We start from the raw sequence: 25,754 nt of genomic DNA on the forward strand, positions 1-25,754 counted from the left end.
AATTATAAATTAAACAAGTTGGGCAGCCACAGTGAAATAATCGGTAAATAGGTTGTGATCAACAGTACAATGATCATGGCCAGGAAAAACGGCAGAATGTGCCGAAGAATGCGGGTGATCGATGTGTTGGCAATTCCGCAGCCCACGAACAGACACGTCCCGACCGGAGGGGTACAGATACCGATACACAGGTTCATAATCAGGATAATACCGAAATGAATGGGATGTACGCCCAGATTGGTGACGATCGGCAAAAAGATGGGAGTGAAAATGAGAATCGCCGGTGTCATATCCATGAACGTGCCGACCAGCAGCATCATGATATTGATGATCAAAAGAATCATATACTTGTCGTTGGTCAGGCCCAGAAGCGCATCACTGATTTTCTGCGGAATATTTTCCAGAGTCATCACCTGCGACATGGCTGTGGATGTACCGATCAGCAGCATCACCACCGCTGTGGTAATACCGCACTGGAGAAGGATATCCGGTATATCTTTCCATTTGACTTCTTTGTACACAAACACAGATAAAAAGAAAGCATAGAGCACAGCAATCGCGGATGCCTCAGTGGCAGTAAAAATTCCGCTCAGAATACCGCCCAGAACCAGGAAAATGAGAAACAGCGGCGGAATAGCGGCCAGGAATTTGAACACACCTTCGCGGAGTCCGAATTTCACGCCGCGTCCATAATCATTTATGATGGAAATGATGCCGGCGACAATCATGAGCGCCAGGCCCATCAGGATGCCGGGCAGAATTCCGGCCATAAATATGGCCGCAATCGAGACCATCCCGCCGGTGGCGAGAGAATAGACAATCATCACGTTGCTGGGCGGTATTAAAAGTCCCGTAGTTGCAGCAGTGATGGTGACGGATGCATTAAAGTCATTGTCATATCCTTCTTTGTTCATCAACGGGATCATGAATCCGCCGACACTGGAAACCGCAGCCACAGACGACCCGGAGATGGCGCCGAACATCATACAGGTGACCACATTGACATAGGACAAACCGCCGCGGTACCGGCCTACCAGAACATTGGCAAAATCAATCAAACGTCTGGCAATTCCGCCCCGGCTCATGAATAAACCGGCGAGTATAAAAAACGGAATCGCCAGCAGTGCAAAACTGTCAATGCCGGTTGCAGTTGTATGCGCGATCATTGAAAGTATGGCTGCACCGTCCATGGTGCCGATGGCAATCAGGGTGAAAAAAGAGGCCAGGCCCATGGCAAAGGCAATGGGAACATTGAGCAAAAGAAATATGACAAAGCTCACTATGAGAACAATGATTGGAATACTCATCGAAAACCTCGATCAACGGGTTATGCAAGTGTCAGTTCGATTTAAATTGGTGTATCGTTTCTAGCAGATATTCAATGCTGTACAGGGTCAAAAAGAACCCGGACACCGGGACGCACAGATAAACAAATCCCAGCGGCAGTCCCAGGGCAGGGGATGCCTGTCCCAGGGAAAATGTCCTGACCACCAGCTGTATGCCACCGTAAAACAATACGGATACGGAAAAAAACAGAACCATAAAGTTAACAATTCCTTCTGCTATTAAACGGTTCCTTGGATTGAATTTGGCAACAAAATAGTCAATGCCCAGGTGAGCCTTGCGGTTGTATGCAACTGCAGCGCCCAGCAATCCAACCCAGATCATGAGAAAAGTAGCCAGTTCTTCTGTAAAATCACTGGGAGCTTTTAGAATAAACCGGGTGATCACCTGCCAGGAGACATCGATGACAAGAATTCCCATGGATGCGGCTGTAAAAAATTCAAGGACACGAGACAATTTGTTCAAAAAGCGTTTTAGCATTATTCCACCTCTTGTATAGCCTGAGCCAGTTCCCCGATACGGGTTCCGTCAAATTTATCATACATGGACCGGGTGCGTTCCTGAAACGGGGCTTTGTCCGGCTGATACACTTGCAAGCCTTCTTTTTCATTTTTTGCATGGCATTTTCGACAAATTCATCCCACATTTCACGCTGATAGGACACAGACGCCTCTGCAGCCTGCTGCAGTACTTGTTTGTGTTCTTCGGACAGCCGTTCGTATGCGGTCGTATTGATGACAACCACATCCGGAACAACCGTGTGCTGATCAAGACTGTAATGTTTACAGACTTCATAATGATTGGACGTATACAGACTGGGAACATTATTTTCGGCGCCGTCTACCACACCGGCCTGCAGTGATGTGTAAAGTTCGCCCCAGCTGATGGGGGTGGCGGATCCGCCCATGCTGCGGATCATATCCATGGCCATCGGGCTCTGCTGGGTTCTGATTTTCAGGCCCTTTAGGTCATCCGGATGCAGAATCGGTTTTTCGCGTGTGTAAAAGCTGCGCGCGCCCGCATCATAATAGACCAGTCCTTTGAGCTTTTTACTCTCGCCTGCGGTCAGAATTTCTTTCCCCAGGTCGCCGTTTAACACCTTCCATACGTGCTCTTCATTGTTGAACAGATAGGGCAGGGCAAACACTTTGTATTCTTCGACAAAACGTTCCAGCATGGAACTTGAGACTTTGCACATGGCGATGGCGCCCATTTGAAGTTTTTCCAGGGTTTCTTTTTCGTTGCCCAGCTGCTCACTCGGATAAATTTGAATAACAAGTGTCGAATCAGATAGCTCAAGCGCCTTTTCAGCCATGTACTCCATACCCTGATGCACGGGATGACTGGTGGCCAGCCCGTGTGCAAGTTTCAGATTGGTTACACCGCTATTGTTTCCGCAGCCGCTGATAATCAGCGCCACTGCTGCCAAAAATAAACTTATACGTCTCATTGGATTCTCCTGTATTTGAACCGGTTCAAAATGTTGTTTAATATAATTATTCAGGGTTTCTTTGTCAAGAGTTGTTTTGTGATTTATTGAAAAAAAGCAAAGTCAAGCGGATTTTGCAGCCAAATCCGCTTATAAATCAGGAAAATTCAGCAGGAGGGAGAATAAAAGGCCGGTTAAAAACCGGCCTTTCCTATCAAAACATGTTTTATTCTTTAATACTGATGCATTCGGCGGGACAAGAGTCGGCTGCATCTCGGACGTCATCTTCGAATTCAGCAGGGACTGTATCTACTTTAACCTGCGCGACATCATCTCCCATTTCAAAAACATCGGGGCACGTATCTACACAGAGCTCACATGCTGTGCACAGACTTTCATCAATTGAAGCTTTCATTGTTTATCCTCCAGTTAAATGGACATTTTTTAATGATTTCAGCAGTTGAATATACAAAAGAGTTTTTTTTTACACAAGTATTTTTACTTGTACATTAAAAAATGACCCGCTGCAGACTGTCATCCACCAGCTGTCTGTGTGTCTGTGCATTTTCAGGGAAAACGCAGCAAGGCGCCCATATGTTCCTGGTTGGGCATCTGCTGCGGATCAACCGTGTAAACCGTGCCGCCGTAATGCAACGTGTTTACAATAATCATTTCAACCAGATCCCGGTTTTCCGGATCATTCGGCTCATCAAGAACCACATTGCCGTCTGCTGCATTATATTTTCCCAACACTTTATAGTCCGGATTTAAAAACTGTTCTCCCGGCTCCAGCATGGCCAGAGCTGTGACCTCATCATAGCCGTCATTTTTTAATTGTGCTTTTAGATCCTGGAGCCTGTTTTTAAACCGGATTTTATCATTCTGTATTTTGTCCCATTGCGGATGGGTCGGAATATAAATCGAAAAACAAATTTCATTGCGCGGAGTGGTTAACTGTTTCAATGTTTGACTCTGAAACAATTGCATAAATTCTCCTTTCGTATAATTTTTCAAATAAAGAACCAGAGTCCTGTCAGGTTCCTGCATTATACCAAACTTTGACCCCTCAGAGCATCCTGAAAATATTGTACGGATCACAGTGAGACTGGAAAAAATATAAACTTGATGGGCATTTCATTTGTTTATTCATTAATTTTTGGTATTTTAGATCTTGAAATTCAACCGCACCAAATAAAGGAAATCATTATGCAAACCACACGACGTCAATTCCTGAAATCAACAGGCGCCGCTGCTGCTGTGTCTGCTCTGGGTTCTTTTCGCTGTTCCGGTGAAAAACCGCCGAATATCGTCCTGTTTTTTTCAGATGAGCTGGCCTATGATTTTATCAGCTGTTACGGAGGCGGAGTTCAAACGCCGAATATTGACAAGTTGGCCAGAGAAGGTCTTCGGTTTACACATGCTTACTGTGCTGCGCCCATGTGCACACCCAGCCGCTTTGGCGTGCTGACCGGTCAGTATCCGGGACGCTGCAAGCATCCCGCCTTTATCCAGGAGTATCCCGATGATCAGATGTATTCGGTGGCCTGGAATACTTACCTGGATCAATCGCATGTTACATTGCCCGGATTGCTGTCCCGATCCGGTTATCTCACCGGGATGAGCGGAAAATGGCATATCGGACCGGAGACTTTGGGGTTTCCTGAAATAGATGCTGATGCAGATTTAAAGAACGAAAAAACCGACAAACTGCTTCAGGAACGTCACAGAATTGCCGCTGAACAGGTAAAGCAGGATGCCGGATTTGATCTGGCCAAAAGCGTGTCCTGGGGCAATCTGGACGAACATCCGGTCAGGGCCCTGCGTCATCATAATTTTCCCTGGATCACCAAGGGAACCGTAGAGTTGATTCAGGATTGTAGGCAAAAGAACAAGCCGTTTTTTGTTTATGCAGCCACCACCGCGGTTCATGGCCCCTATCATCCTGATCAGTTCAAGCATGATCTGAATTATACGCCGCAGGGCAAGCTTGAAGATGTTGAACAGTATCAGCTCTCTCAGGATGCTCTGAATAAACGCTTAAAGCTCGCACCGGAATGGATGCACCACAAGATCGCCGGTATGGCCTGCCTGGATCACCATGTGGGACAAGTCATGCAAACTCTAACGGATCTGGGAATTGAAGACAATACGATTGTCATATTTATGGGCGACCACAACATTGAACCCGGAAAAGCCACGTGCTATGAAAAAGGCAACCGCGTTCCGTTTATTATCAAATGGCCTGGACATGTCAAACCGGGACAGGTGAGTCCTGCGCTGGTCCAGAGTGTGGATATACTGCCGACCCTGCTGAATGCAGCCGGTATTACCTTGCCTGCAGATCATCAATTCGACGGAGTTGATATGACCCCGCTGTTTAAAGGTTCAGATCAGGTGCGTGACTCTGTGTACCTCGAGTCGGGATATTCCCGCGCTCTTGTAGACGGACAATACAAATACATTGCAGTGCGTTATCCGCAACCGATTGTTGACGCCATGAAAAACGGTGAAACGCAGTATGCGCCGAATCATCTCGATACGTTCAAACAGGCACATTCCCAAATTGCGATTCAGCATTTCCCGAATTATTTTGATCAAGATCAGCTATACGATCTGAAATCTGATCCCTTTGAACAAAATAATCTGGCCGGTAATCCCGATTATGCGAAAATCTTAAAATCAATGAAACAAAAGCTAACGGTTCGGCTTGGCACATTTTCACATCCGTACGATTTGCAGCCGCAGCCGTTTTTGTATACACCCGAGTATAAACTGTTGGCCAAAAACACCAAAGATTCTGGGCACGGATTATATCGCCTGGCTGCCGCGTGATCATGGGAGCATTGTCTGGCCGCCTGAGGAGGCAAATCCCATCTGGAAACGATAAATACAGTTCGGCTGCGGTATACGGAGACATGCCGCATCCGGCTATTCAATAGAGGAGCGTTGTTCATGTATACTTTGACCGTAAAAAGCGGTTTTTCCGCTGCGCACCGTCTGGTCGATTATCCCGGAGATTGCAAACGTATTCACGGTCACAATTACAAAGTATCGCTGTCCATTCAGGCGATGCAGACTCAATGACAGCGGAATGATCATGGATTTGATGCAGCTGCAGACAATGCTCGATCACTGCATCAAACCGTTTGATCATCAACTGCTGAATGAAATCGAACCGTTTAACTGCAACAATCCCACCTCGGAAAATATCGCAAAGTTTATATTTGACGCGATGGCAAAACGAATCCCTGAACATGTGTCGGTCGCCTGTGTGACCGTGCATGAAGTGGATGCGTTCAGTGTGACCTATTCGGGGGAATAAAAAACCTGCATATCTCTGCGTATCACCCGCCTGCATGCTGTTTTATATCCTACAAATATGATATATATATTTATTGAAATACAATAATGTATGGATTAGAACTGATTTATGCTGATTTGGATGGAATGTCTGATGTTTTCCCCTTAGTTTCAGGGTTATTCGTAAAAATACTCAATTTTGATGGCAGGTAACCCTTGTATTTTATCAGCAAACTTGTCTATTTGCACAACCGTTGCCGCGGTTGCGGAGAAATTCTGACCGCAAGCGCGGCAAAATGCTAAAAAATGACAATAGAGTGGGGTATTATTTTAATTCTTACAATATTGCATCTTGTTTCATTAAATCAATTCCAGATATCTTTTCCTTAACTGACAATAAAACAATTAATTAAATAACCTTTCGGCCCTGTCGTGTGAGCTGCAAAAATTTGGCACTGACTTTGCCCTTACAGAAATCAAAAAATTACAGGGAGACACATGAATCTAATTATCGCTTATATTCAGCCGGAGCGCCTGAATTTTGTCAAACAGGAATTGTACGAGCGTGAGGTCTTTAAAATGTCCATCACCAATGCATTGGGCTGTGGACAGCAAAAGGGCTATCACGAGACCTATCGCGGCGCGGATATCGAGGTGAATCTGCTGAAAAAAATCCGTATTGAAATCGCTGTCAACGATGATTTTGTGGATCGAACAATCGAGGCAATTATTGCCGGCGCCAAGACCGGTACGATCGGGGACGGAAAGATATTTGTCATGCCGTTGACGGAATGTATCCGTATTCGAACGGGTGAGACCGGACACGATGCCATCGGCTGAGCGCTGCATAACCTTTTATTGTCAATTTTACTAAAAACATTTTCTGGAGGCTAGTGTGATCGATCTCAAAAAAACTGCATGGTTGTCTGCATGTATCATAATACTTTTAACATCAACAGGTCTGTTTGCAGAGGAATCCGGTGATTCATCGCAAATGGCACTTTTTACCATCAATAATACCTGGATGCTGGTTGCAACGTTTCTGGTATTTATTATGCACCTTGGTTTTGCGACGCTTGAGGTTGGATTGACCCGGGCAAAAAATACCGTTAATATATTATTCAAAAACACCCTGATTGTGGCGATTGGCCTGTTGACCTATACGCTGATTGGTTTTAATCTCATGTATCCCGGCGATACCTGGATGCTGGGAAAGGTGCTGGGATTTGCCGGATTGGGTATCGGAACCGATGCGGCCGGTATTACACCTGCTTATAACATCGGGTATACTTACTGGACGGATTTTCTGTTTCAGGCCATGTTTGCAGCCACCGCTGCGACCATTGTTTCCGGTGCGGTGGCCGAACGCATCAAGCTGGATGCGTTTTTGATTTTTTCCGCGGTGTACGTCGCTGTGATCTATCCCATTGTCGGTTCCTGGGGATGGGGCGGAGGTTGGCTGGATTCCATCAATTTTCATGATTTTGCCGGTTCAACCTTTGTGCATTCCGTCGGCGGCTGGGCTGCACTCGCCGGTGTTATTGTGCTGGGACCGCGGCTTGGAAAATATGTGAACGGCCATATTAAACCCATTATGGGACATAACATGCCGCTGGCCGCCATCGGTGTGTTTCTGCTCTGGCTCGGCTGGTTTGGATTCAACGGCGGTTCAGTATTGTCGGCAAATCCGGGCGGAGTCAGTTATGTGTTTGTGACCACCACTCTGGCAGCCGCCTCGGGAATTGTCATTGCCATGATGACCTCATGGATCATTCAGAAAAAGCCGGATTTGTCTATGGTCCTGAACGGCTGTCTGGCCGGACTTGTCGGGATTACAGCCGGAGCCGATGTGGTGTCGATTGTCTCGGCTATTGTCATCGGCGGTATTGCCGGATTCATCGTGGTGGTGTCTGTTTTAACCATTGACAAGCTGCATCTGGATGATCCGGTGGGTGCGCTTTCCGTTCACCTGATCTGCGGTGTATGGGGGACACTGGCGGTTGGATTGTTCAGCAGCGAGTTTAGTTTTCTCTCGCACTGGCCGGTGTGGCCGGCGCGGCTGCCCTGTGTTTGCCGGTGGCGTTGGGACTTTTTGCTGTGCTCAAGAAAACCATGGGAATCCGGGTGAGCGAACAAGAGGAACTGCGCGGCCTGGATATCGGTGAGCACAGTATGGAAGCCTATAGCGGATTTCAGATTTTTATTACAGAATAGTGTGACAAACCTTTGTCCTTTTCTGCCTGAAAGCGCCGTACCTGCATTATGACAGGTACGGCGCATTTTTTATTTCAAGAGGGAACATTTTAAAGTCTGCTGTTCATCACGTGTTTGCAGTTTTATGAAATAAATCCCGCTGCTATGATACGAAGCATCCCATGTATAGTCATAATATCCGGCCTGGAGGTCGCGTTTTATCAGCGTTTGCACGCGGTTTCCCAGAATATTATAAACAGCAATGCTCGATCAATCCGAATCGGGGAACCTCAACTTTAATCGTTGTGCTCGGATTGAAAGGATTGGGAAAAGCTGACAGTCTGAATTGATCCGGGAGCGCCGGATGTTGAGCCACTGATGTTGTGCTGTCAATGACTGTGATATAGTCTTCAAAAGTCTGTGAAGCAAGTGAAGATAGTCTCCTTATTACCAATTTGACTGTGTAGGTTCCCGGTTCAGTGTAGGTATGGACAGGATGGTGTTCGGTGCTGACGGTTCCGTCGCCGAATGTCCAGCGCCGTTCAGTGACAAGGCCGCTGGATTGATCACGGAATTGAGTTGTGAACGGGGCCTGACCTATTGTGTCATCCGCTGTAAAGGCCGGATCGACATCAAACAGATCATCAGAAAAGGCAACATAATCCGCCCAGATATCGCGTTTGCTTATATCCTGATGGTGAGAGTTCATCCATGTCAGCAGTGCAACCGTATCCGAGCAGGCAATGGAGGGCGCTGCTTTTTGCGCCCGCAAGTCAAACCGCGAGGCCCGGGCAATCGGACTCAATTTGCCGTTTTCATTTAAAAAGCGAAATTCGAGTTTGTAAGGCGGATCATCATATTGACCGCGTCACCCAGTATAAAAGTCCGCCGCCGCTCGGATGCACCGCAATATCCACACGTTCTTTGCCGGTGTCATCTGCGTTGATTCGTATCTCCTTCCCCGCTGGTTTGCCGCTGTTTGAATACCGTCGGCAGTAAACCGAGGCGTTAAACTGATCACGGCGGTAGTCCAACCAGGTGATCATCAAGTTATTATCTCGGTCCATATCCAGTTTGGGTTGACTGGCATTGCCACTGTCGCCTGCAACTTTGAACGTATCAACAATCAAATCGCCTTTTGAATCATAAACACGGCCATAGACAGCAGATGAGACCAGGAACGGCGGCGTGATATGAGTTGCCTGCCAGGCAACCGCAAACCGTCCGTTGCCGCTGCCGGCCACGCAAGCGGCGGAGGCATTGTCAAAATCGCTGGAAATTACAAAATTCCCGCCCAGCGGTGAACCTGACTTGAAAAGCTGACCTGTTATTTGTCCGGTATTCGTATTTTCCCAAACTACGAGGGCGGTGTCGCCGTTCATTGCCGCAAAAGATTCCTCACAGCTCATACCCAGGTCATTCACACGCACATTGCCGCCGGAAAGAGCGCCGACCAGTTCGATAGACTGCAGATAAATATCCTGTTCCTGAGAATCGCGATGGTCTTCCCAGACCACAACCACATGATCACCCACACCGACATCGGGATGCGAACCGGTATTGGTTTCGCATACATTTACATTTTCCTCAATATAATCCGGTTCAGGGCTCAAAAGCTGTACCCTTATCTCGCCATTTTCATGACCATGCCAGGTTACAGCCGCATAGCCAGTCGTTTTATCCATCGCTGTTTGCGGATAGGCGGCATCGGATCCGGGTCTCAGTGTATAGACATAAGGTTTGGTTTGATAGCCGTTTTGATTACGTCTGCCCAGAACCATCCCGCTATAGCCGGAACTGTAAAGCATCCAGGTATCGTTATTCGATCCCAGAGCCGGCACAGCATATCCATGCATGTCATCCCGGGTGATATCGTGGAAAATGTTTACAGGGCCCCAGATATTATCCAGATGGGAATTCATTTGTTCAGTCAGCAGAACATGATCAAGAGACGATCCCCAGAGGGCAACCACTGAATTTGAAGAGCCGACATCCAGACCCAGCAAACGGTCGGTTACATGATACTGGTTTTTTTCGAGGTATACAGGCGATGTTGCCATGCCTCCATTCGCACTCAGCTGGCAGCATTTGATGTTAACATAGTTATCCTCAAACGGTTGATAGAGTATAGTGGTTTTTCCATTGTTGTCTGCATCCATCAACGGAGGGTATGGAATCGACGACGGTGTCGAGTCAATGGTAAAGTCATTTTTAATGACGGTCAAATTCCCCGAATAATCATAAATTTTTCCTTTCAAATCTCCATCGGCCCAGATCGTCAGGAATTTGCTGTCCGGCAGTAGTTGCACGTTGGGGCAAACAGCATCAGTCGAGATGATAAACGAATTTGCAGTGGGCGCAGGAACGGGGGGAATGAGAGCGCCTTCCAGTTCGTGGGCCGGATTCCGTGTTTCCCACACCGCAACGGCGAATCCCTGTTCGTTGATACTGACCTGGATATTGTCCCGAGTGGCCCGTTTCGTGAATCCGGCATCAATTCGGACAGCATCCCGTTCATACAGTGAATTATCATAGTTTACCCGTTTGATGTATACTTTGCTGTTTTTGATCCATGCCACAATAAAATTTCCATCGTTTGAAATAGAAAGCGCGTATTGGCTTTTGACATTAGTGAAATCATGTTCAATCTCGAATGGTTCGGTGAGTATAACACCGGAATTGGACAACCGTTGTCCATACAATGCATAGTAAAAAGAAGGTGAATGTGTGGGACGATAGGCCTCAACCCAGGTTAACAGCATTTTTCCGCTTGCGTCAGTATGCAGATCGCCGAATTTAAAGTTTTCCGGAGAAATCCTGCTGATTTGAAAGTCCTGATCCAGCAAGTCCATTGAATAACAAGTTGCCAAAAGCATGAAAATACATAATAAAGTTTTCATGACGCACCCCGCTATGTTGTGAAAATATAGCTATGTTGTGAGAATAAAAAGGTGATCGCGGGAGCGGAAGAATCAACGGAAGGAAACAGATATGACCACCCACTAAAAAAAGTAAGAAATACTATAAGGAAATCAAAGAAAAAAGTGCTTGCTCTGAATAAAAAAAAATTGTATCTTTAGTGAAGTATAAAGGAGATTTTTGAATGTTTTATTTTTTTTACAACTATTATTTTTATTTTACCTGTAGCGGCAAAGGTTAGCACGGAGACGCCGAATACTATCATTCAACGCTAACTTTGCCCACTTTTTCGAGTGGGCTTTTTTTTTATAGGTGATGCAGATGAGTCTGAAAAAATACCGTTCCGACATCGATCAGATCGATCAAAAACTTCTTGAACTGCTGAACTCGCGAGCGGATATTGCGCAAAAGATCGGCCGTGAAAAATCGCGTGCGGATATGCCGGTCGTCAACCAAAAACGCGAACAGGATATTTTGCATCGGATGGTCGGATTGAATCCGGGACCGTTGAAAGACAGGGATATTATCGATATTTATAAACAAATCATTGCTGCCTGCAGAGAAATTCAAAACTGAATTTTAACAAATCCAAGAGGTGCTGATGTGGTCATTGTTATGAAAGATACGGCAACCGTGGAACAGGTTGAAACCGTATCCAATCGCTTAAAAGAAATCGGATTTGATGTTCACAAGGTGGTTGGTGTCAACCGCACCATCCTGGGCGCCCTGGGTGAAGTACGCGGTGTTGATCAGAGAGAATTCGAGATCATGGACAGTGTGTTTGAAGTGATTCGTATATCCGAGCCCTATAAACTGGCGGGTCGAACGTTTCATGCCGAAGATTCCGTGATCAAGGTCAAGGATGCGGTATTCGGGGGCGATCATATTTCCGTTATTGCAGGACCCTGCTCGATTGAGAGCGAAGAGCAGTTGTTCACCATTGCCAAAGCCGTCAAGGATGCCGGAGCCAAAGTCCTGCGCGGCGGGGCGTACAAACCGAGAACATCGCCTTATTCGTTCCAGGGGATGGGAGAAGAGGGCCTGAAACTGCTAAAGCAGGCGGGCGAAGAGTTTAATATTCCCACTATTTCCGAGGTGATGCGTGAAAATCAGGTTGAATTAATGAGTGAATATGTCGATATTCTGCAAGTGGGCGCCCGCAATATGCAGAATTTCCCTTTATTGCGTGAGCTCGGCAAAATCAAAAAGCCCGTATTGCTAAAGCGGGGTATGTCCGCGCTGATCGAGGAACTGCTTATGGCTGCTGAATATGTGATGGCCGGCGGCAATTATGACGTGATTCTCTGCGAGCGCGGCATTCGGACGTTTGAGACCTATACTCGCAATACACTTGATATTTCAGCTATTCCTGTCGTAAAAAAGACCAGTCATCTTCCGATTGTTGCGGACCCCAGCCACGGCACCGGGATTCGTGAAAAGGTAGCCCCTATGGCCCGCGCAGCGGTTGCGGCCGGCGCTGACGGATTGATGGTGGAGGTGCATCACGATCCGGATCATGCAATGTCGGACGGCCCGCAGTCTCTGCATCCCAAACAGTTCAGTCGGCTTATGGAAGAGATCCGTATGATCGCCTGGGCTATCGGCCGCAACGTGGATTAGATATTCAGGAGGTAGATACCATGTCAACATGTGATCATTTCAAAACCATCAGTATTATCGGCGTTGGATTGATCGGAGGATCACTGGGACTTGCACTGCGGCGCAAAAAATTCAGAGGCCGGGTTATTGGTATCGATGATCCCTATGTTCTCGAAAACGCTCTCAAACGCGGAGCCATCGATGAAGGCATCTCCCGTATCAATATCAAAGACGGTCTTGAACATTCCGACCTGGTCTTTCTGTGCACACCCATCACTGATATAATGCAGCTGTTGAAGGAAATCGGCGATTATGTAAAATCCGGGACGTTGATCACCGACGTGGGCAGTATCAAACGCCAGATTGTAGAAACTGCCAATTTGCATCTGCCGTCCAGCTGCAGCTTCATCGGCGGACACCCCATGGCCGGATCCGAATTCCGGGGCGTGCATGCTGCTGATCCGTTTTTGTTTGAGAATACTTCTTATGTGCTCACACCCAGCCGGCCTGTGGATGTCAGCAAACGTCAGGCTCTGGGTGAACTGCTTGAATGCATCGGCGCCAAGGTGCTGCTGCTACAGCCCAAACTGCATGACGAAATCGCGGGCGCGGTCAGCCATCTGCCTCAAATGGCCGCGATCGCGTTGATGAATCTGGTCGCCAAAAAGCAGACAGAAAGTCCGCATTTTCTCAAAATGGCCGCCGGCGGATTCAGGGATATGACCCGCATTGCCTCCAGTCCGTTCGGCATTTGGGAAGATATCTGCGACACCAATGCAGATATGATTACCGGATTTATTGATGCGTATGTAAAAGAACTGGAGGAGTTGAAAGGTATTATTAACAACAAGGGAAAACTCGAATCCTATTTTCATGATGCTGCCAAAAACCGCCTGTCCATTCCCACGGATACCAAGGGATTTTTGAATCCCCAGTATGAGATTAGTGTGTCCGTTGAAGACCGTCCCGGTATCATTGCGGATATCGCGGGGACGCTTGCAAAGGAGAGTATTAATATCAAAGACATCGAAGTTCTGAAAATCAGAGAAGATGAAGGCGGTACCATCCGTCTTGCATTTGCCGGAGAATCCGAACAAACCAGCGCGATCGAATTGTTACAGAAACACGGCTTTGAGTGCCGGAAGCGAGGTTAATTATGTCAGAGCGTCGTATCAAACCCGTCAGTCGGGTTGATGGAAACATACGTGTGCCCGGCGACAAATCTATTTCGCATCGGGCGCTTATTTTCAATGCCATCGCAAAAGGAGAGAGCCGGATCACCGGGCTGTTGAATTCCGCTGATGTAAAAAGCACTGAAAACTGTCTAAAGCAATTGGGCGTGTCCATCGAGGACCATGAAAACGGCAAGAAGATTATAGGCAGGGGGATTGAAGGACTGGAGCAGCCGTCTGAACCGCTAAATGCCGGAAATTCCGGAACCACCATCCGGCTGTTGAGCGGCGTTCTGGCATCGCTGCCGTTCGTCACGGAAATTACCGGAGACGAGTCTTTGATAAACCGTCCCATGCGCCGCATCATAGAGCCGCTGGAACAAATGTACGCGACCGTGGAAAGTGACAACTACCGCGCGCCGCTCAAAATACGAGGCGGACATTTGAACGCGATTGATTACAGCACTCGCATCTCGAGCGCTCAGGTCAAATCCTGTATTCTGCTGGCCGGTCTGTCTGCCAAAGGCATGACTCAAATCACGGAACCCTACCGGTCTCGTGACCACAGTGAACGCATGCTATCGGATATGCAGGTCACCATCAAACAGACACAGACCATCGTCGCCATCAAAGGACCGACTGTGCCGGTTGCCTGCGATATCGATGTGCCCGGCGATATTTCCGCAGCGGCGTTTTTCATCGCCGCCGCGGCGCTTTTACCCGATTCCGAACTGCTGTTAGAGAATGTGGGCATTAACCCGGCGCGCACCGGCGTTTTGGATGCACTCAGCGCCATGGGCGCGCAATTTCAATACAAAAACCAGGTCGAGATAAACCGGGAACCCCGGGCTGATATTCGCGTGATTTCCTCCAAACTGAATTCGACCCATATTTCCGGTCCCATGATCCCGAGCATCATCGACGAGATTCCCATTCTGGCGGTTGCCGCTACCCAGGCGCACGGCACCACCACCATCCGGGATGCCGGAGAACTGCGCGTCAAGGAATCCGATCGAATTTCCGCGCTTGTCGACAACCTCAAGCGGATGGGTGCGGATGTCCGGGAAAAAAAAGACGGTTTGGTCATCAAAGGTCCGGTTCAGCTCAAAGGCGCTGAAATTGACAGTTACAAGGATCACCGTATTGCTATGGCATTCAGCATTGCCGGACTGATCGCGAAAGGCGAAACCGTGATCAAAGATACGGATTGTGTGTCCGTGAGTTTTCCTGATTTTTATGAAAAATTGGAACACCTGACTCGTGATTAAAGGGTCCACTGACATTTATGCGGTCATCGGAGACCCCGTTGAGCACAGCCTGTCCCCGCTGATGCAGAACTATTTGATCAAACTATTTGATCTGGACGCGGTATATGCGGCCTGTCATGTGCGCTCCAAAGACCTTAAAACGGCTCTGGCGGGACTGCAGGCGTTGAATATAAAAGGTATCAACGTCACATTGCCGCATAAAATCAAGGTGCGAGCTTTTTGCCGGACAGTTTCTAAAGATGTTGAAACATTGGGCGCGGCCAACACCATTACTCCGGATGAAACAGGCCTTTGTGCTGATGTGACGGATCACGCCGGATTTCTCGAATCATTGGGAGATCGGCAAAGCCTGTTCCGGGGAAATGCTGTTTGTATGTTGGGCGCCGGCGGCGCCGCGCGTTCGATTCTCTATGCATTATCACAGCTTGAGGTGGATCGGGTGTCAATTTATAACCGGACGCGCGAGAACGCGGAGCAGCTCATCCGCGAGGCTGCACAGTCTTTCGGGTTCACATCGGCTGAGAGCGTCGCGCAAAGTGAGCTGAACCGCACGATCGAATCCAGCTCTATTGTGATCAATACAACCTCGGTCGGGATGCATCCGCACATCGAGGCCACCCTCTGCGGTGATGATGCGCCGTTTTCCAGGCGCCATTTTGTCTATGATCTGATTTACAATCCGTTGCAAACCCGACTGTTGCGTACCGCAAAATCCAAAGGCGCGTTTGTGCAGAACGGACTGGATATGCTTATCTTTCAGGGTCTGCAGTCGCTGCGCATCTGGACCGGACAAAATCTGCAAGCTGACGCCGGAGCAACTAAAAGAATGTAGAACCTTACTGGAAACCGAACTTTATGAATAGACTGCGTTTTTTGACAGCCGGCGAATCGCATGGGCCGGCGCTCAACTGCATTATCGAGGGACTTCCGGCCGGACTGCCGCTCACGGAAGATGATATTGTCCGTGATTTAAAACGCCGGCAAAAAGGATACGGTCGCGGCGGACGTATGCAGATTGAAAAAGACAAGGCAAACATACTCAGCGGAGTGCGCTATGGCAGCACACTGGGGAGTCCGGTGTCTCTGGTGCTGCATAACAAGGACTGGCCCAACTGGACGCATAAAATGAGCGCAGACCCGGTTCAATATCCGGTGGATAAACTGCAGATGCCTCGTCCCGGACATGCCGACTTTGCCGGCATGGTCAAGTACCGCCAGGATGATCTGCGCAATATTCTGGAACGCTCGTCAGCGCGCGAAACCACCGATGCGTGTGGCCGCAGGCGCCGCCGCCAGACAGCTGCTGGCGCAGTTTAATATCCGGATTTACAGCCATGTAACGCGTATTGGTCCGGCTGTATCGGACAATTCTCGAATTGATCATCCATTGGCGCCCGGTACTGAGGAATGGACGGCATTTTTTAAACGCGCCGAGGAATCGGATGTGTCCTGCACCGATGCAAAGGCCGGTGATACCATGCGCGCGGCGATTGATCAGGCAAAAAAGCAGGGGTATTCGCTGGGCGGACTGGTGGAATGCATTGCCTGCGGTGTGCCGGTGGGACTGGGCAGTCATGTTCACTGGGACCGCAAACTGGATGCAATGCTCGCGTACAGCATGATGAGTATCAATGCCATCAAAATGGTCGAGATCGGACTGGGCGGGCGTGTCTCGCAAACCCCCGGTTCGCTTGTGCACGATGAACTGTTTTACAGCAAAGAATCCGGTTATAGCCGCAGTCACAATCATGCCGGCGGTATTGAAGGTGGGATGAGCAACGGCGAACCCATTGTGGTGCGTCTGGCCATGAAACCACTGCCGACCATGACCGCACCGCTGCGGTCCGTGAATGTCAAAAACAAATCCGCAAAAGAAGCGCATTATGAACGCGCGGATGTCTGTGCCGTACCGGCAGCTGCTGTGGTGGGAGAAGCAATGATGGCTTTGACTCTGGCCGATGCCCTGATGGACAAAATCGGCGGAGATTCCGTCAATGAAATGACTGAACGTTTTAACGCATTGCCGCATGTACCCCTGGAGTGGTAAAAATATTTATTTTATCGGGTTTATGGCTGCCGGAAAATCGACCATCGGCAGCGCGTTTGCCTCTTATCTCGGCTGGCCGTTTGTGGATACCGATACCTATATTGAAGAATCCGCGGGCAAATCCGTGCCTGAAATATTTGCCGAACAGGGCGAAACAGCGTTCCGGGATATGGAGACAGACGCCATCCGAAACCTGGCGCAGCGCAAAAATACGGTCATCGCTCTCGGCGGCGGCGCTGTATTGCGCGAGGAAAACTGGCAGCTGCTTGATGCGTCGGGTATAACCATCTGGCTCAATATTCCGGTGAGCGCTGTGGATCGGCGGGTGGCGACATCCTCACAGCGTCCGCTGCTGGCCGGACTGTCCGATTCTGAACGCCGTAAAAAAATCCGCACCATGATGCAGGCGCGTAAACTCTATTATCAACGAGCCCGGGTGAAAATAAACTGCAGCGGAAAACAACCTGTGAATAAAGTCGTTTTTGATTTGTTTGAAAGACTGTTATATGAATCGTGAAATTATTGTCAATACAGGCGAACCTTATCCCATTTATATCCGGCAGGGGGGACTGGGTGAACTGGCTGAACTTTTGCATCAGCACGAGCTGGCGCGTCAGGTTTTTATCATCACCGATGAACATGTGGCGCCGCTGTACGCCAATGCCGCGCTGCAGCATCTGCGTCAGGAAGGCTTTCACTCGGAACACGTTGTGCTGGCCGCCGGTGAACGCACCAAATCCCCGGAATCGGCTGAAAAACTGTATACCTGGCTGATTGAAAATCAGGCCGGCCGCGATTCGGTGATTATCGCATTCGGCGGCGGTGTGATCGGTGATCTGGCCGGATTTGTGGCAGCAACCTATATGCGCGGTGTGCCGCTGGTGCAGATTCCCACTACGGTATTAAGTCAGGTGGATTCAAGTGTGGGAGGCAAGGTCGGTATTAACCATCCACTGGGTAAAAATATGATCGGCGCCTTTTATCAGCCGAAATTTGTACTCATTGATCCGAATGTGCTGCATACCCTGTCACAGCGGCAGACCCGCGCCGGATTCGGTGAGGTGGTCAAATACGGTTTTATCGCTGATGTTGAACTGTTCCATCTGCTTGCAGAATCTCTCGACAATCTCCTGGCGTTGAATGACATGGAACACCTGCAGTCAGTGCTGGAAACCTGCTGTCAGATCAAAGCGGATGTGGTGGCCCAGGATGAACGGGAAAGCGGTCTGCGCGCTATACTGAATTTCGGCCATACCATCGGTCATGCTCTGGAAGCACTGACGCAATATGAGCATTTTCTACACGGCGAAGCCGTGGTGCACGGTATGAAAGCCGCGCTTTACCTGTCTTATCTCAAGGGGTATCTGGAACGCTCTACCGTTGAAAAAAGCATTCTGCTGCTCAACCGCTTTGATCCTCCCGCCATCCCCGCTTCCATCGATGATGTTGAACTGTTGAATGCGACGAAACACGATAAAAAGCGGTCATCCACGGGTCAGACCTGGGTGCTGCTGCAGAAACCGGGACGCGCACACCTGGAGCAGGACGTGACCGATGACTGTATCCGTCAGAGTATTGCATTTATGAAAGAAATGGATCACTAGATGAAACCGCGGATTTTAATTGTACACGGACCGAATCTGAATCTCCTGGGCGAACGCGAGCCGGATGTTTACGGCACAGCCACACTCAAAGATGTGAATGCAGCAATCCGCAGCAAAGCACGCGAGCTAAATGTCAAACCGGTCTTTTATCAGTCCAATCACGAAGGCCGGATCATTGATTTTCTGCACCGTCAGCGCAAAACAGTTAGGGGACTGGTGATCAATCCCGGCGCTTTGACGCATTACAGCTATGCCCTGCACGACGCGATTATCGGTATTTGCCTGCCGGCCGTGGAAGTGCATCTGTCAGATATTCACAAGCGTGAAGAATTCAGGCGGATTTCTGTTACCCGGCCGGCTTGCTTGAAACAGATCAGCGGCAAGGGGATTGAGGGGTATGTTGAGGGTCTGGAGTTTATTACAGATATTTTGAACAACGAATCGAAAACAGAATAACTTTTTTGCGTGTAACTTTAACCAAGCTTAAATTATAAAAGCAGTTTAATATTGAGCTCGGCTATCCAGCATGGATCATCCTCCTTTTCTTTCGATTGTTGATGTGAAACAGGCCATGCTCAGGCCGTACGTTTCCCGGACGCGGGCGGTGTCAATTTCAGATAAAAGGGCAGAATATAACCGAACACAGCAATTAGCAGCACCAACAATTCTTGAATTCCAAGACCTGCTAATGCACCAAGAGCGAGCATAGAACCTCCTCAGCTTGGGTTTTTTACCCGGAATCAATGTTTTTTCACCGCCTCAACTTTACTATAAAGCGCGTGCAAGCATTTGACGGGCAATAGGGTAGAGTCCATGCGGATCTGCGCCAGCGCCTTATCAGCGTTAGCCATCGGTTGCTTGCAATAACCTGATGACCGTGTCATAGTTTTCATCCGGTTTATGCATGTCCGCAATAGTTTTGGCTGTACGATCGAAACGGGTTCTCTGGTCGGTCCTGGCGCCTTTTGAAAGCAATAGTTTGATAATTTCCGGACGCATAGTGTCCACCGCAGCCAAAAGAGCAGTATACCCATTTTTGTTCTGATGGTTGACAGTTGCGCCGGCCTGGATCAGAAAACCCAATAGCCTTGGTTCGGCCAAACCCGCAGCGGCTATCAATGCTGTACTGCCGTTATCAGACATTGCATTGACGTTCACACCTCTATTATAATATTGATTTGTCGGAAAGTGCAAGACTTTTTTTTAGTAATAGAGCTGATTCTGATGTCATCGGAATCAGGGAGTAAGCAGCCCTTTACCTCACACAAAACCCCTATTCGTCACGATGCACAGTCTGGATGGAAAACGCCGGCAGACATACAGAAATATATTCGGCGCCGTCGGGCCCCGGAGAACTGTACTGCACCCATTCACCTGCATGGACAATGACAGCCTGCTCAGCATTCACATCAAATTCCGAGTCGCGCAGCTTGATGTGCAGACTGCCTTGAAGCACCACAGTATATTCATCAAACCCGGGCGTCTGTCCTGGCTCGGACCAGCCGCACGGACTGTTCATATGCGCAACGCTGATCTGCTGCGTGCCGCTGTTGACGCGGCCGATGTATTCATGGATTTGTTTGGCGGGTACACCGGCTGCCGGGATGCGCGTGGGATGTTCTATGACTGTGGCCATAAAAAAAAATCCTTTTGATTGATTTTTACGATGATAAAAAACACAAAATTGAGGTTATGATGCAACATTGGTAAAGCAGTTAACACAAAAAAAAGACGCACCGTAGAACAGTACATACCCTAGTACGTACTATTTTATCTCAATAGTATTTATTAATATACAAAATTTAATTGACTTTTCCGATGTGCAAATAATCCGAGCTTCCGGTTTTCCAATTTCAATTCACGATTCACCACTTGAAAATATCGCATTCCGATTCATTATTTTTACTTGATTCTGATATGACAAACTGTTAGCTTTAAAGAGTTCTGTGATCATTGACCCTCAAAACGGAATGAACATGCGAATTTGGATTCTGATAGTCATTGTTATTCTTTTAGGCGGCGCCGTTGGTGCGCAGGCTGATGATCTGCAGGTGCTGAAATCCCGCATTCTGGATCCACTGCAGAACGCACGGGTGGACACGGATCAGGTGCAGCGGCTGATAACAGCGCAGCAGCCGGAGGGCAGCTGGCCGTCCATTGATTATTCGGACAGCACACGCTCGGGCTGGAAGCTGAATCAGCATCTGTACAATCTGACCAAACTGACGCTGGCGTACCGCTCTGACCGCTCGCCCCTGCAGGGGCAGCCTGAACTGCGCCGGGCCGTGCATGCAGCGCTTAATGACTGGCTGCAGCATGATTATCAGAATCCCAACTGGTGGCACAATGTCATCGGAGTGCCAAGATCCCTATCGTCTCTGTTTCTACTGTTGCAGTCTGAACTTGATTCTGTGCAGCTCAGCAAAGGCATTGAAATCCTCAAACGCGCCGAACTGGGCATGACCGGTCAGAATCTGGTGTGGGTGGCCGGTGTGACCATCAATCGTGGTATTCTGCAGAACGATCTTGCACTGGTGGACAGCGCCTTTGCGCGCATTGAGAGCGAGATCCGCATCACCACAGCAGAGGGCATTCAGCCGGATTTCAGTTTTCATCAGCATGGCAACTGTCTGTACAATCACGGTTACGGCTCCGGATTTGCGGTGGATGTGTCGAGACTTGCCGCTCTGGCCGCCGGAACCCGCTTTGAGTTCTCAGCTGAAAAAATAAATATTCTGACGCGCTACATCCTGGACGGATCGGCGTGGATGATCTATGGCCGCACCGCGGATTACGGGGCGCTTGGACGCGAGATAACGCGTCCAGGCGAGAATGCCGGTTATTTGCGCAACGCCGCGGAAAATCTGCTGCAGCTGGACACCGGCAGGGAAGAGGAGCTGCAAAGATTGATCAACCGGATCACCTATCCGGATACCGCCAATATTTTCGGCAACAAACACTTTTGGCGCTCTGATTTTATGACGCATCACCGACCGGATTATTACGCGTCAGTGCGCATGTATTCCACGCGCATGGATAATACCGACAATCCCTACAACAGCGAAGGATTAAAAAGTCATCATATTGCCGACGGATGCAATTTTCGGTTTGTGTCCGGGAATGAATACAAAAACATTTTCCCGCTTTGGGACTGGCGCAGGATTCCAGGAACTACCGTTATACAGTTTGATAGTCTGCAGGGCAATGTACGTCGCAGCGGCAGATCGGACTTTGTCGGCGGCGTCTCGGACGGCACATACGGTCTGGCTGCGTTTGATTTCAAATACGATTCTCTGGCTGCGCGCAAATCCTGGTTTTTCTTTGACCGGCAGTATGTCTGTCTGGGCGCCGGTATTTCCAGCAATACAAATGAACCGGTGTATACAACCGTGGATCAATGTTATCTGAACGGAGAGGTGAGCATCTCAAAGGAATCCGTACAGACACCGTCACGGGGAGAGCACCGCATAAAGGGGCCGGTGATGATCCGGCATGCATCTGCTGAATATATTTTCCCGAGTATAGCGAACTGATACTGCACAACACCTTTGAATCCGGATCCTGGTACGAGATCAACCGCTCCAAACCTGCTGAACTGCTGAGCGATGAGCTGTTTACGCTGTGCATTGACCATGGCGCTCAGCCGCGGAATGCGGAATATGCTTATATTGTGCGGCCGAACTCGAATCCGGAATTGCAGCCAATCCCGGATGTGCGCATATTGGCCAATCATTCGCGGCTTCAGGCGGTGTTTCATCCCGAGCGAGAGATATGGCAGTGCGTCTTTTACGTGCCCGGGGCACTGTCTGTTGGCGGTTTTGAGCTGCGGATGAATCATCCCGGTCTGCTTATGCTGCAGAAAGATGAAAACGGTTTGCAAGTCTGTGTGTCGGATCCGACACAGATGCTGGAAAAGCTGATCGTATCCTTGTCCGGGCAGTGGACCGGGCCAGGCTGCCGGTATGAGGCCGGCCAGGGTATCACTCATGTTGAGTTCACGTTGCCTCCCGGCGGAGCTGCCGGACAATCTGTGAAACGGAGCCTTTTTTCAAAGAAATAACTTGCATTTTATAAAAAATAACAGTATATTATACAACTAATTTATTTGTACCCTGTTTTTAGGACTTTTGGTTTGATGTTAACACTCTATTTTTAGGGGCGACGCACAGCAAAACGAACAGAGCGCAAATCGGCTGAAACTTAGTCTAGGTTGTCTCTTTCGTTCCCATGAGCTTAAAACTGAGACGTACATTGACTTTAATTCAAGTAAAGGAATGGTTCTATGCAAAAAGGAACAGTCAAATGGTTTAACGGATCTAAAGGTTATGGCTTTATCACCACTGATGAGGGCACGGACATCTTTGTACATTACAATGCCATTAACGGTGACGGATACAAAACTCTCGATGAAGGCGAAACAGTCGAATTCGAAGTTGAAGACAGCCCCAAGGGTCAAAAAGCCACCAACGTCTCGAGAATATAATAGACGATTGTTCAAAAACCCCCGATTTCGGGGGTTTTTTTTGTTTCAATACGCGGCATATCCAAAAACAGTATGAATCTGAAGTTCTGCTGAATATCCATGAATTTTATTTATTCACCAATCGGCAGATTCAAACGTATCAATCCAGCCAGGTTTTAATCACGCTGCATCGATTGCACATTCAAATTCCGATTATTAACTCTAATTTTCCAATTGAATATACGGGGCGATGATGGTCCCGTGACATCGGCATGCTGCCGATGATACTTATGAAAGGTGACTGTTTATGAATATGTACATTGGAAATTTATCCCATAAAGTGACCGAAGGCGATCTGGAACAATTATTTTCTGACTATGGAACGGTGGAAACAGTCAAGATTGTCAAAGACCGGTTTTCAGGACAATCAAAAGGATTCGGGTTTGTGGATATGCCGGATAATTCAGAAGCCGACAAGGCAATGAAAGCCCTGAACGGCATGCAAGTCAAAGAATCACGCATCAAAATCAGCCAGGCTGAAAACAAGCGAAAACGTTCTTCCAGACGGCGCAGATAGTGAATCATTGACATATCAGATATATTAAAGAGAATAGAATGAACAAAGTAACTTTTAAGGATCTCGGCCTATCTGACGCCATGTTAAAGGCGGTAAATAAAAAGGGGTTTGAAGAGCCGACCACGATCCAGGCGCTGACCATTCCGGTTATGTTGCAGGATCAGCATAATATCATTGCCCAGGCGCAGACGGGCACGGGTAAAACCGCGGCATTCGGACTGCCGCTGATGGAAATGATTGATCCCGGTGATGAACGGGTGCAGGCGCTTATTCTTGTGCCGACCCGTGAATTGGCAATACAAGTCTCTGAAGAGATCAATTCCCTGCGAGGCGATAAAAAAATAAAAACTATTCCGATCTATGGCGGTCAGTCCATTGACCAGCAGCTGCGCCGACTGAAAAAAGGCGTTCATATTGTTGTCGGTTCGCCCGGCCGGATCATTGATCATCTGCACCGCAGGACTCTGTTTCTCGATCGCATTGAGCATCTGATTCTGGACGAAGCGGATGAAATGCTGAATATGGGCTTTATCGAGGATATGGAAGAAATATTCAAATACACCAATCCTGACAAACGAACCCTGTTGTTTTCAGCCACTATGCCAGCCCGGATTAAAGAGTTGGCACGTGAGTATATGACTGGTTATGAGCTGATTAAAGCCAAAAAAGAAACCCTGACCACGCATCTAACGGAACAAATCTACTTTGAAGTCAAGGCAGCAGACAAATTCGAAGCCCTGTGCCGCATTATTGATATTGAAGAAGAATTTTACGGACTTATTTTCTGCCGGACCAAACGGGATGTGGATGAGCTGGCCACGCACTTGATCGACCGCGGTTATGACGCTGAAGCGATTCACGGTGATATTTCCCAGGCGCAGCGCGAACGTTCGCTCGGCAAATTCAAAGGCCGGACGGTTAATATACTGGTGGCCACGGACGTGGCGGCGCGCGGAATCGATGTCAACGACCTTACGCATGTCATCAACTATGCGCTTCCTCAGGACCCCGAATCTTATGTGCACCGGATCGGACGAACCGGCCGGGCGGGAAAAGAGGGGACCGCGATCACGTTTATTACGCCCAGCGAGTACAAACGGCTGCTGTTCATCCAGAAGAAAACCAAAACCGATATCAAAAAATCCAAAGTGCCCAAGGTCAGACAGATCATCCGGGCGAAACGTAAAAAAATCACAGATGATATTGAGCTTTTACTGGAAGAAGAACTGGATCCCATGTTTTACAACTGGGCTAAAAAACTGCTTGAAACCAAAGATCCAACAGAGGTGTTGGCAGCGGTCTTGAGCTATTCATTTGAAAAAGAACTTGATGCCGGTTCATACACTGAACTGTCCAAAGCCAGTGCGCGCGGAACCCAGCTGGACAAGCAGGGCAGAGCCAGACTGTTTGTCGCTCTCGGTAAAAAAGACAAACTCACAGCCAGAAAATTGATCGATATGATCACCAATCAGGTTGAGATTAAACCCCGGCAGATCAGCGATATTCAGCTTTTGGACAATTTTTCGTTTGTCACGGTGCCGTTTGACAAAGCTGAAGAGATTGTCAAAAATTTCCGAATCAAAGGTCAGAGACCGCTGTTTACTCACGCCAAAGAAAAGTCCAAAAAGAAAAAAGGATCGGGAAAACACTAATATAACGGCTACAATTTTTTATCGGTCAGTCTGATTAATCTTTCGCGTTTTAGAATTTTCTTGGTTTTAACTAAAAAATTTTGTAATCTCATTTTTAAAAATATCCTCGTCTTAAAGCCGGGGATTTTTTTTAACAGTTTGTTATATTCTATAAAACCTCAATGTCAGTAAAATGCCGAACAAGCACA

Annotated in this window: 28 protein-coding genes and 2 pseudogenes; 19 read left to right on the forward strand and 11 right to left on the reverse strand. The window is 48.3% G+C overall.

From position 1 onward, the window contains the following. Positions 1–2 precede the first annotated feature (2 nt). The 5 genes from U5R06_05755 to U5R06_05775 all read right to left on the reverse strand — a co-directional run bounded on the left by U5R06_05755 (position 3) and on the right by U5R06_05775 (position 3,760). Positions 3–1,307 (reverse strand): TRAP transporter large permease, encoded by a 1,305-nt coding sequence (locus tag U5R06_05755; protein MDZ7722328.1) that lies wholly within the window; start codon positions 1,305–1,307, stop codon positions 3–5. A gap of 31 nt (positions 1,308–1,338) precedes the next feature. Then, the gene (locus U5R06_05760) at positions 1,339–1,824 is read right to left on the reverse strand and encodes a TRAP transporter small permease (protein MDZ7722329.1); all 486 of its coding nucleotides are present in this window, start codon (positions 1,822–1,824) and stop codon (positions 1,339–1,341) included. Next, positions 1,784–2,794 (reverse strand): TRAP transporter substrate-binding protein, encoded by a 1,011-nt coding sequence (locus U5R06_05765; GenBank protein MDZ7722330.1) that lies wholly within the window; start codon positions 2,792–2,794, stop codon positions 1,784–1,786. The genes U5R06_05760 and U5R06_05765 overlap by 41 nt, the downstream gene beginning before the upstream one ends. 205 nt (positions 2,795–2,999) lie before the next feature. Further along, on the reverse strand, positions 3,000–3,188 hold the full coding sequence (locus U5R06_05770; GenBank protein ID MDZ7722331.1) for a ferredoxin: 189 nt from the start codon (positions 3,186–3,188) through the stop codon (positions 3,000–3,002). A 152-nt stretch (positions 3,189–3,340) separates the two neighbouring features. After that, entirely contained in the window at positions 3,341–3,760 is a 420-nt protein-coding gene (locus U5R06_05775) for a hypothetical protein (protein ID MDZ7722332.1), read from the reverse strand. Positions 3,761–3,979: 219 nt separating this feature from the next. Between U5R06_05775 and U5R06_05780 the strand changes: the two genes are divergently transcribed. The 5 genes and pseudogenes from U5R06_05780 (at position 3,980) to amt (ending at position 8,287) form a co-directional block, all read left to right on the forward strand. Then, on the forward strand, positions 3,980–5,605 hold the full coding sequence (locus U5R06_05780; GenBank protein MDZ7722333.1) for a sulfatase-like hydrolase/transferase: 1,626 nt from the start codon (positions 3,980–3,982) through the stop codon (positions 5,603–5,605). 120 nt (positions 5,606–5,725) lie between these two features. Then, positions 5,726–5,857, forward strand: coding sequence for a 6-carboxytetrahydropterin synthase (locus tag U5R06_05785; GenBank protein ID MDZ7722334.1), 132 nt, complete (start codon positions 5,726–5,728; stop codon positions 5,855–5,857). A gap of 7 nt (positions 5,858–5,864) precedes the next feature. After that, complete coding sequence (locus U5R06_05790; GenBank protein ID MDZ7722335.1) at positions 5,865–6,095, forward strand: 6-carboxytetrahydropterin synthase; 231 nt, start codon at positions 5,865–5,867, stop codon at positions 6,093–6,095. Between the two features lie 476 nt (positions 6,096–6,571). Then, positions 6,572–6,913 carry a P-II family nitrogen regulator gene (locus U5R06_05795; GenBank protein MDZ7722336.1) on the forward strand — a complete coding sequence of 114 codons (342 nt, stop codon included), beginning with the start codon at positions 6,572–6,574 and terminating at the stop codon, positions 6,911–6,913. Between the two features lie 154 nt (positions 6,914–7,067). Next, positions 7,068–8,287: pseudogene (amt, locus tag U5R06_05800) on the forward strand (ammonium transporter). Positions 8,288–8,356: 69 nt separating this feature from the next. On the opposite strand, the gene U5R06_05805 reads toward amt, so the two are convergent. Genes U5R06_05805 through U5R06_05815 form a run of 3 tightly spaced genes read right to left on the reverse strand, consistent with a single transcriptional unit; the run spans position 8,357 to position 11,166 of the window. Further along, positions 8,357–8,500 (reverse strand): hypothetical protein, encoded by a 144-nt coding sequence (locus U5R06_05805; GenBank protein MDZ7722337.1) that lies wholly within the window; start codon positions 8,498–8,500, stop codon positions 8,357–8,359. 16 nt (positions 8,501–8,516) lie between these two features. Further along, positions 8,517–9,071 (reverse strand): PKD domain-containing protein, encoded by a 555-nt coding sequence (locus U5R06_05810; GenBank protein MDZ7722338.1) that lies wholly within the window; start codon positions 9,069–9,071, stop codon positions 8,517–8,519. A gap of 49 nt (positions 9,072–9,120) precedes the next feature. Beyond that, the gene (locus tag U5R06_05815; GenBank protein MDZ7722339.1) at positions 9,121–11,166 is read right to left on the reverse strand and encodes a hypothetical protein; all 2,046 of its coding nucleotides are present in this window, start codon (positions 11,164–11,166) and stop codon (positions 9,121–9,123) included. A gap of 340 nt (positions 11,167–11,506) precedes the next feature. Between U5R06_05815 and U5R06_05820 the strand changes: the two genes are divergently transcribed. The 9 genes and pseudogenes from U5R06_05820 to aroQ all read left to right on the forward strand — a co-directional run bounded on the left by U5R06_05820 (position 11,507) and on the right by aroQ (position 19,331). Beyond that, on the forward strand, positions 11,507–11,761 hold the full coding sequence (locus U5R06_05820) for a chorismate mutase (GenBank protein ID MDZ7722340.1): 255 nt from the start codon (positions 11,507–11,509) through the stop codon (positions 11,759–11,761). A gap of 27 nt (positions 11,762–11,788) precedes the next feature. Continuing rightward, positions 11,789–12,805 (forward strand): 3-deoxy-7-phosphoheptulonate synthase, encoded by a 1,017-nt coding sequence (aroF, locus tag U5R06_05825; GenBank protein MDZ7722341.1) that lies wholly within the window; start codon positions 11,789–11,791, stop codon positions 12,803–12,805. 20 nt (positions 12,806–12,825) lie between these two features. Then, on the forward strand, positions 12,826–13,938 hold the full coding sequence (locus U5R06_05830) for a prephenate dehydrogenase (GenBank protein ID MDZ7722342.1): 1,113 nt from the start codon (positions 12,826–12,828) through the stop codon (positions 13,936–13,938). Between the two features lie 2 nt (positions 13,939–13,940). Further along, entirely contained in the window at positions 13,941–15,224 is a 1,284-nt protein-coding gene (gene aroA / locus U5R06_05835; protein ID MDZ7722343.1) for a 3-phosphoshikimate 1-carboxyvinyltransferase, read from the forward strand. Next, positions 15,217–16,056 carry a shikimate dehydrogenase gene (gene aroE / locus U5R06_05840; protein MDZ7722344.1) on the forward strand — a complete coding sequence of 280 codons (840 nt, stop codon included), beginning with the start codon at positions 15,217–15,219 and terminating at the stop codon, positions 16,054–16,056. Before aroA ends, aroE begins: the two co-directional genes overlap by 8 nt. Positions 16,057–16,079: 23 nt before the next feature. Then, positions 16,080–17,271 (forward strand): annotated as a pseudogene (gene aroC / locus U5R06_05845) (chorismate synthase). Next, a complete protein-coding gene (locus tag U5R06_05850; GenBank protein ID MDZ7722345.1) occupies positions 17,252–17,788 on the forward strand; it encodes a shikimate kinase in 537 nt (178 codons plus the stop codon). The pseudogene aroC and the gene U5R06_05850 overlap by 20 nt, the downstream one beginning before the upstream one ends. Continuing rightward, complete coding sequence (aroB, locus tag U5R06_05855; protein MDZ7722346.1) at positions 17,778–18,875, forward strand: 3-dehydroquinate synthase; 1,098 nt, start codon at positions 17,778–17,780, stop codon at positions 18,873–18,875. The genes U5R06_05850 and aroB overlap by 11 nt, the downstream gene beginning before the upstream one ends. Beyond that, on the forward strand, positions 18,876–19,331 hold the full coding sequence (gene aroQ, locus U5R06_05860; protein ID MDZ7722347.1) for a type II 3-dehydroquinate dehydratase: 456 nt from the start codon (positions 18,876–18,878) through the stop codon (positions 19,329–19,331). A 119-nt stretch (positions 19,332–19,450) separates the two neighbouring features. On the opposite strand, the gene U5R06_05865 is transcribed toward aroQ, so the two are convergent. The 3 genes from U5R06_05865 to U5R06_05875 form a co-directional block, all read right to left on the reverse strand. After that, positions 19,451–19,582 carry a hypothetical protein gene (locus U5R06_05865; GenBank protein ID MDZ7722348.1) on the reverse strand — a complete coding sequence of 44 codons (132 nt, stop codon included), beginning with the start codon at positions 19,580–19,582 and terminating at the stop codon, positions 19,451–19,453. A gap of 136 nt (positions 19,583–19,718) precedes the next feature. After that, positions 19,719–20,033, reverse strand: a complete 315-nt coding sequence (locus U5R06_05870) for an ankyrin repeat domain-containing protein (GenBank protein MDZ7722349.1) — start codon at positions 20,031–20,033, stop codon at positions 19,719–19,721. 115 nt (positions 20,034–20,148) lie between these two features. Continuing rightward, positions 20,149–20,511: a cupin gene (locus U5R06_05875; GenBank protein MDZ7722350.1), complete on the reverse strand. Its 363-nt coding sequence runs from the start codon at positions 20,509–20,511 to the stop codon at positions 20,149–20,151. A 340-nt stretch (positions 20,512–20,851) separates the two neighbouring features. Between U5R06_05875 and U5R06_05880 the strand changes: the two genes are divergently transcribed. The 5 genes from U5R06_05880 to U5R06_05900 all read left to right on the forward strand — a co-directional run bounded on the left by U5R06_05880 (position 20,852) and on the right by U5R06_05900 (position 25,566). After that, positions 20,852–22,408: a polysaccharide lyase family 8 super-sandwich domain-containing protein gene (locus tag U5R06_05880; protein ID MDZ7722351.1), complete on the forward strand. Its 1,557-nt coding sequence runs from the start codon at positions 20,852–20,854 to the stop codon at positions 22,406–22,408. A gap of 137 nt (positions 22,409–22,545) precedes the next feature. Beyond that, positions 22,546–22,935, forward strand: a complete 390-nt coding sequence (locus U5R06_05885) for a polysaccharide lyase beta-sandwich domain-containing protein (protein ID MDZ7722352.1) — start codon at positions 22,546–22,548, stop codon at positions 22,933–22,935. 222 nt (positions 22,936–23,157) lie between these two features. Then, entirely contained in the window at positions 23,158–23,358 is a 201-nt protein-coding gene (locus tag U5R06_05890) for a cold-shock protein (GenBank protein ID MDZ7722353.1), read from the forward strand. Positions 23,359–23,644: 286 nt separating this feature from the next. After that, positions 23,645–23,914 carry an RNA-binding protein gene (locus tag U5R06_05895; protein ID MDZ7722354.1) on the forward strand — a complete coding sequence of 90 codons (270 nt, stop codon included), beginning with the start codon at positions 23,645–23,647 and terminating at the stop codon, positions 23,912–23,914. A gap of 38 nt (positions 23,915–23,952) precedes the next feature. Then, complete coding sequence (locus U5R06_05900; GenBank protein MDZ7722355.1) at positions 23,953–25,566, forward strand: DEAD/DEAH box helicase; 1,614 nt, start codon at positions 23,953–23,955, stop codon at positions 25,564–25,566. Positions 25,567–25,754: the final 188 nt, after the last annotated feature.

It is taken from the genome of candidate division KSB1 bacterium (assembly GCA_034521575.1).
GTDB lineage: Bacteria > Zhuqueibacterota > Zhuqueibacteria > Residuimicrobiales > Krinioviventaceae > JAXHMJ01.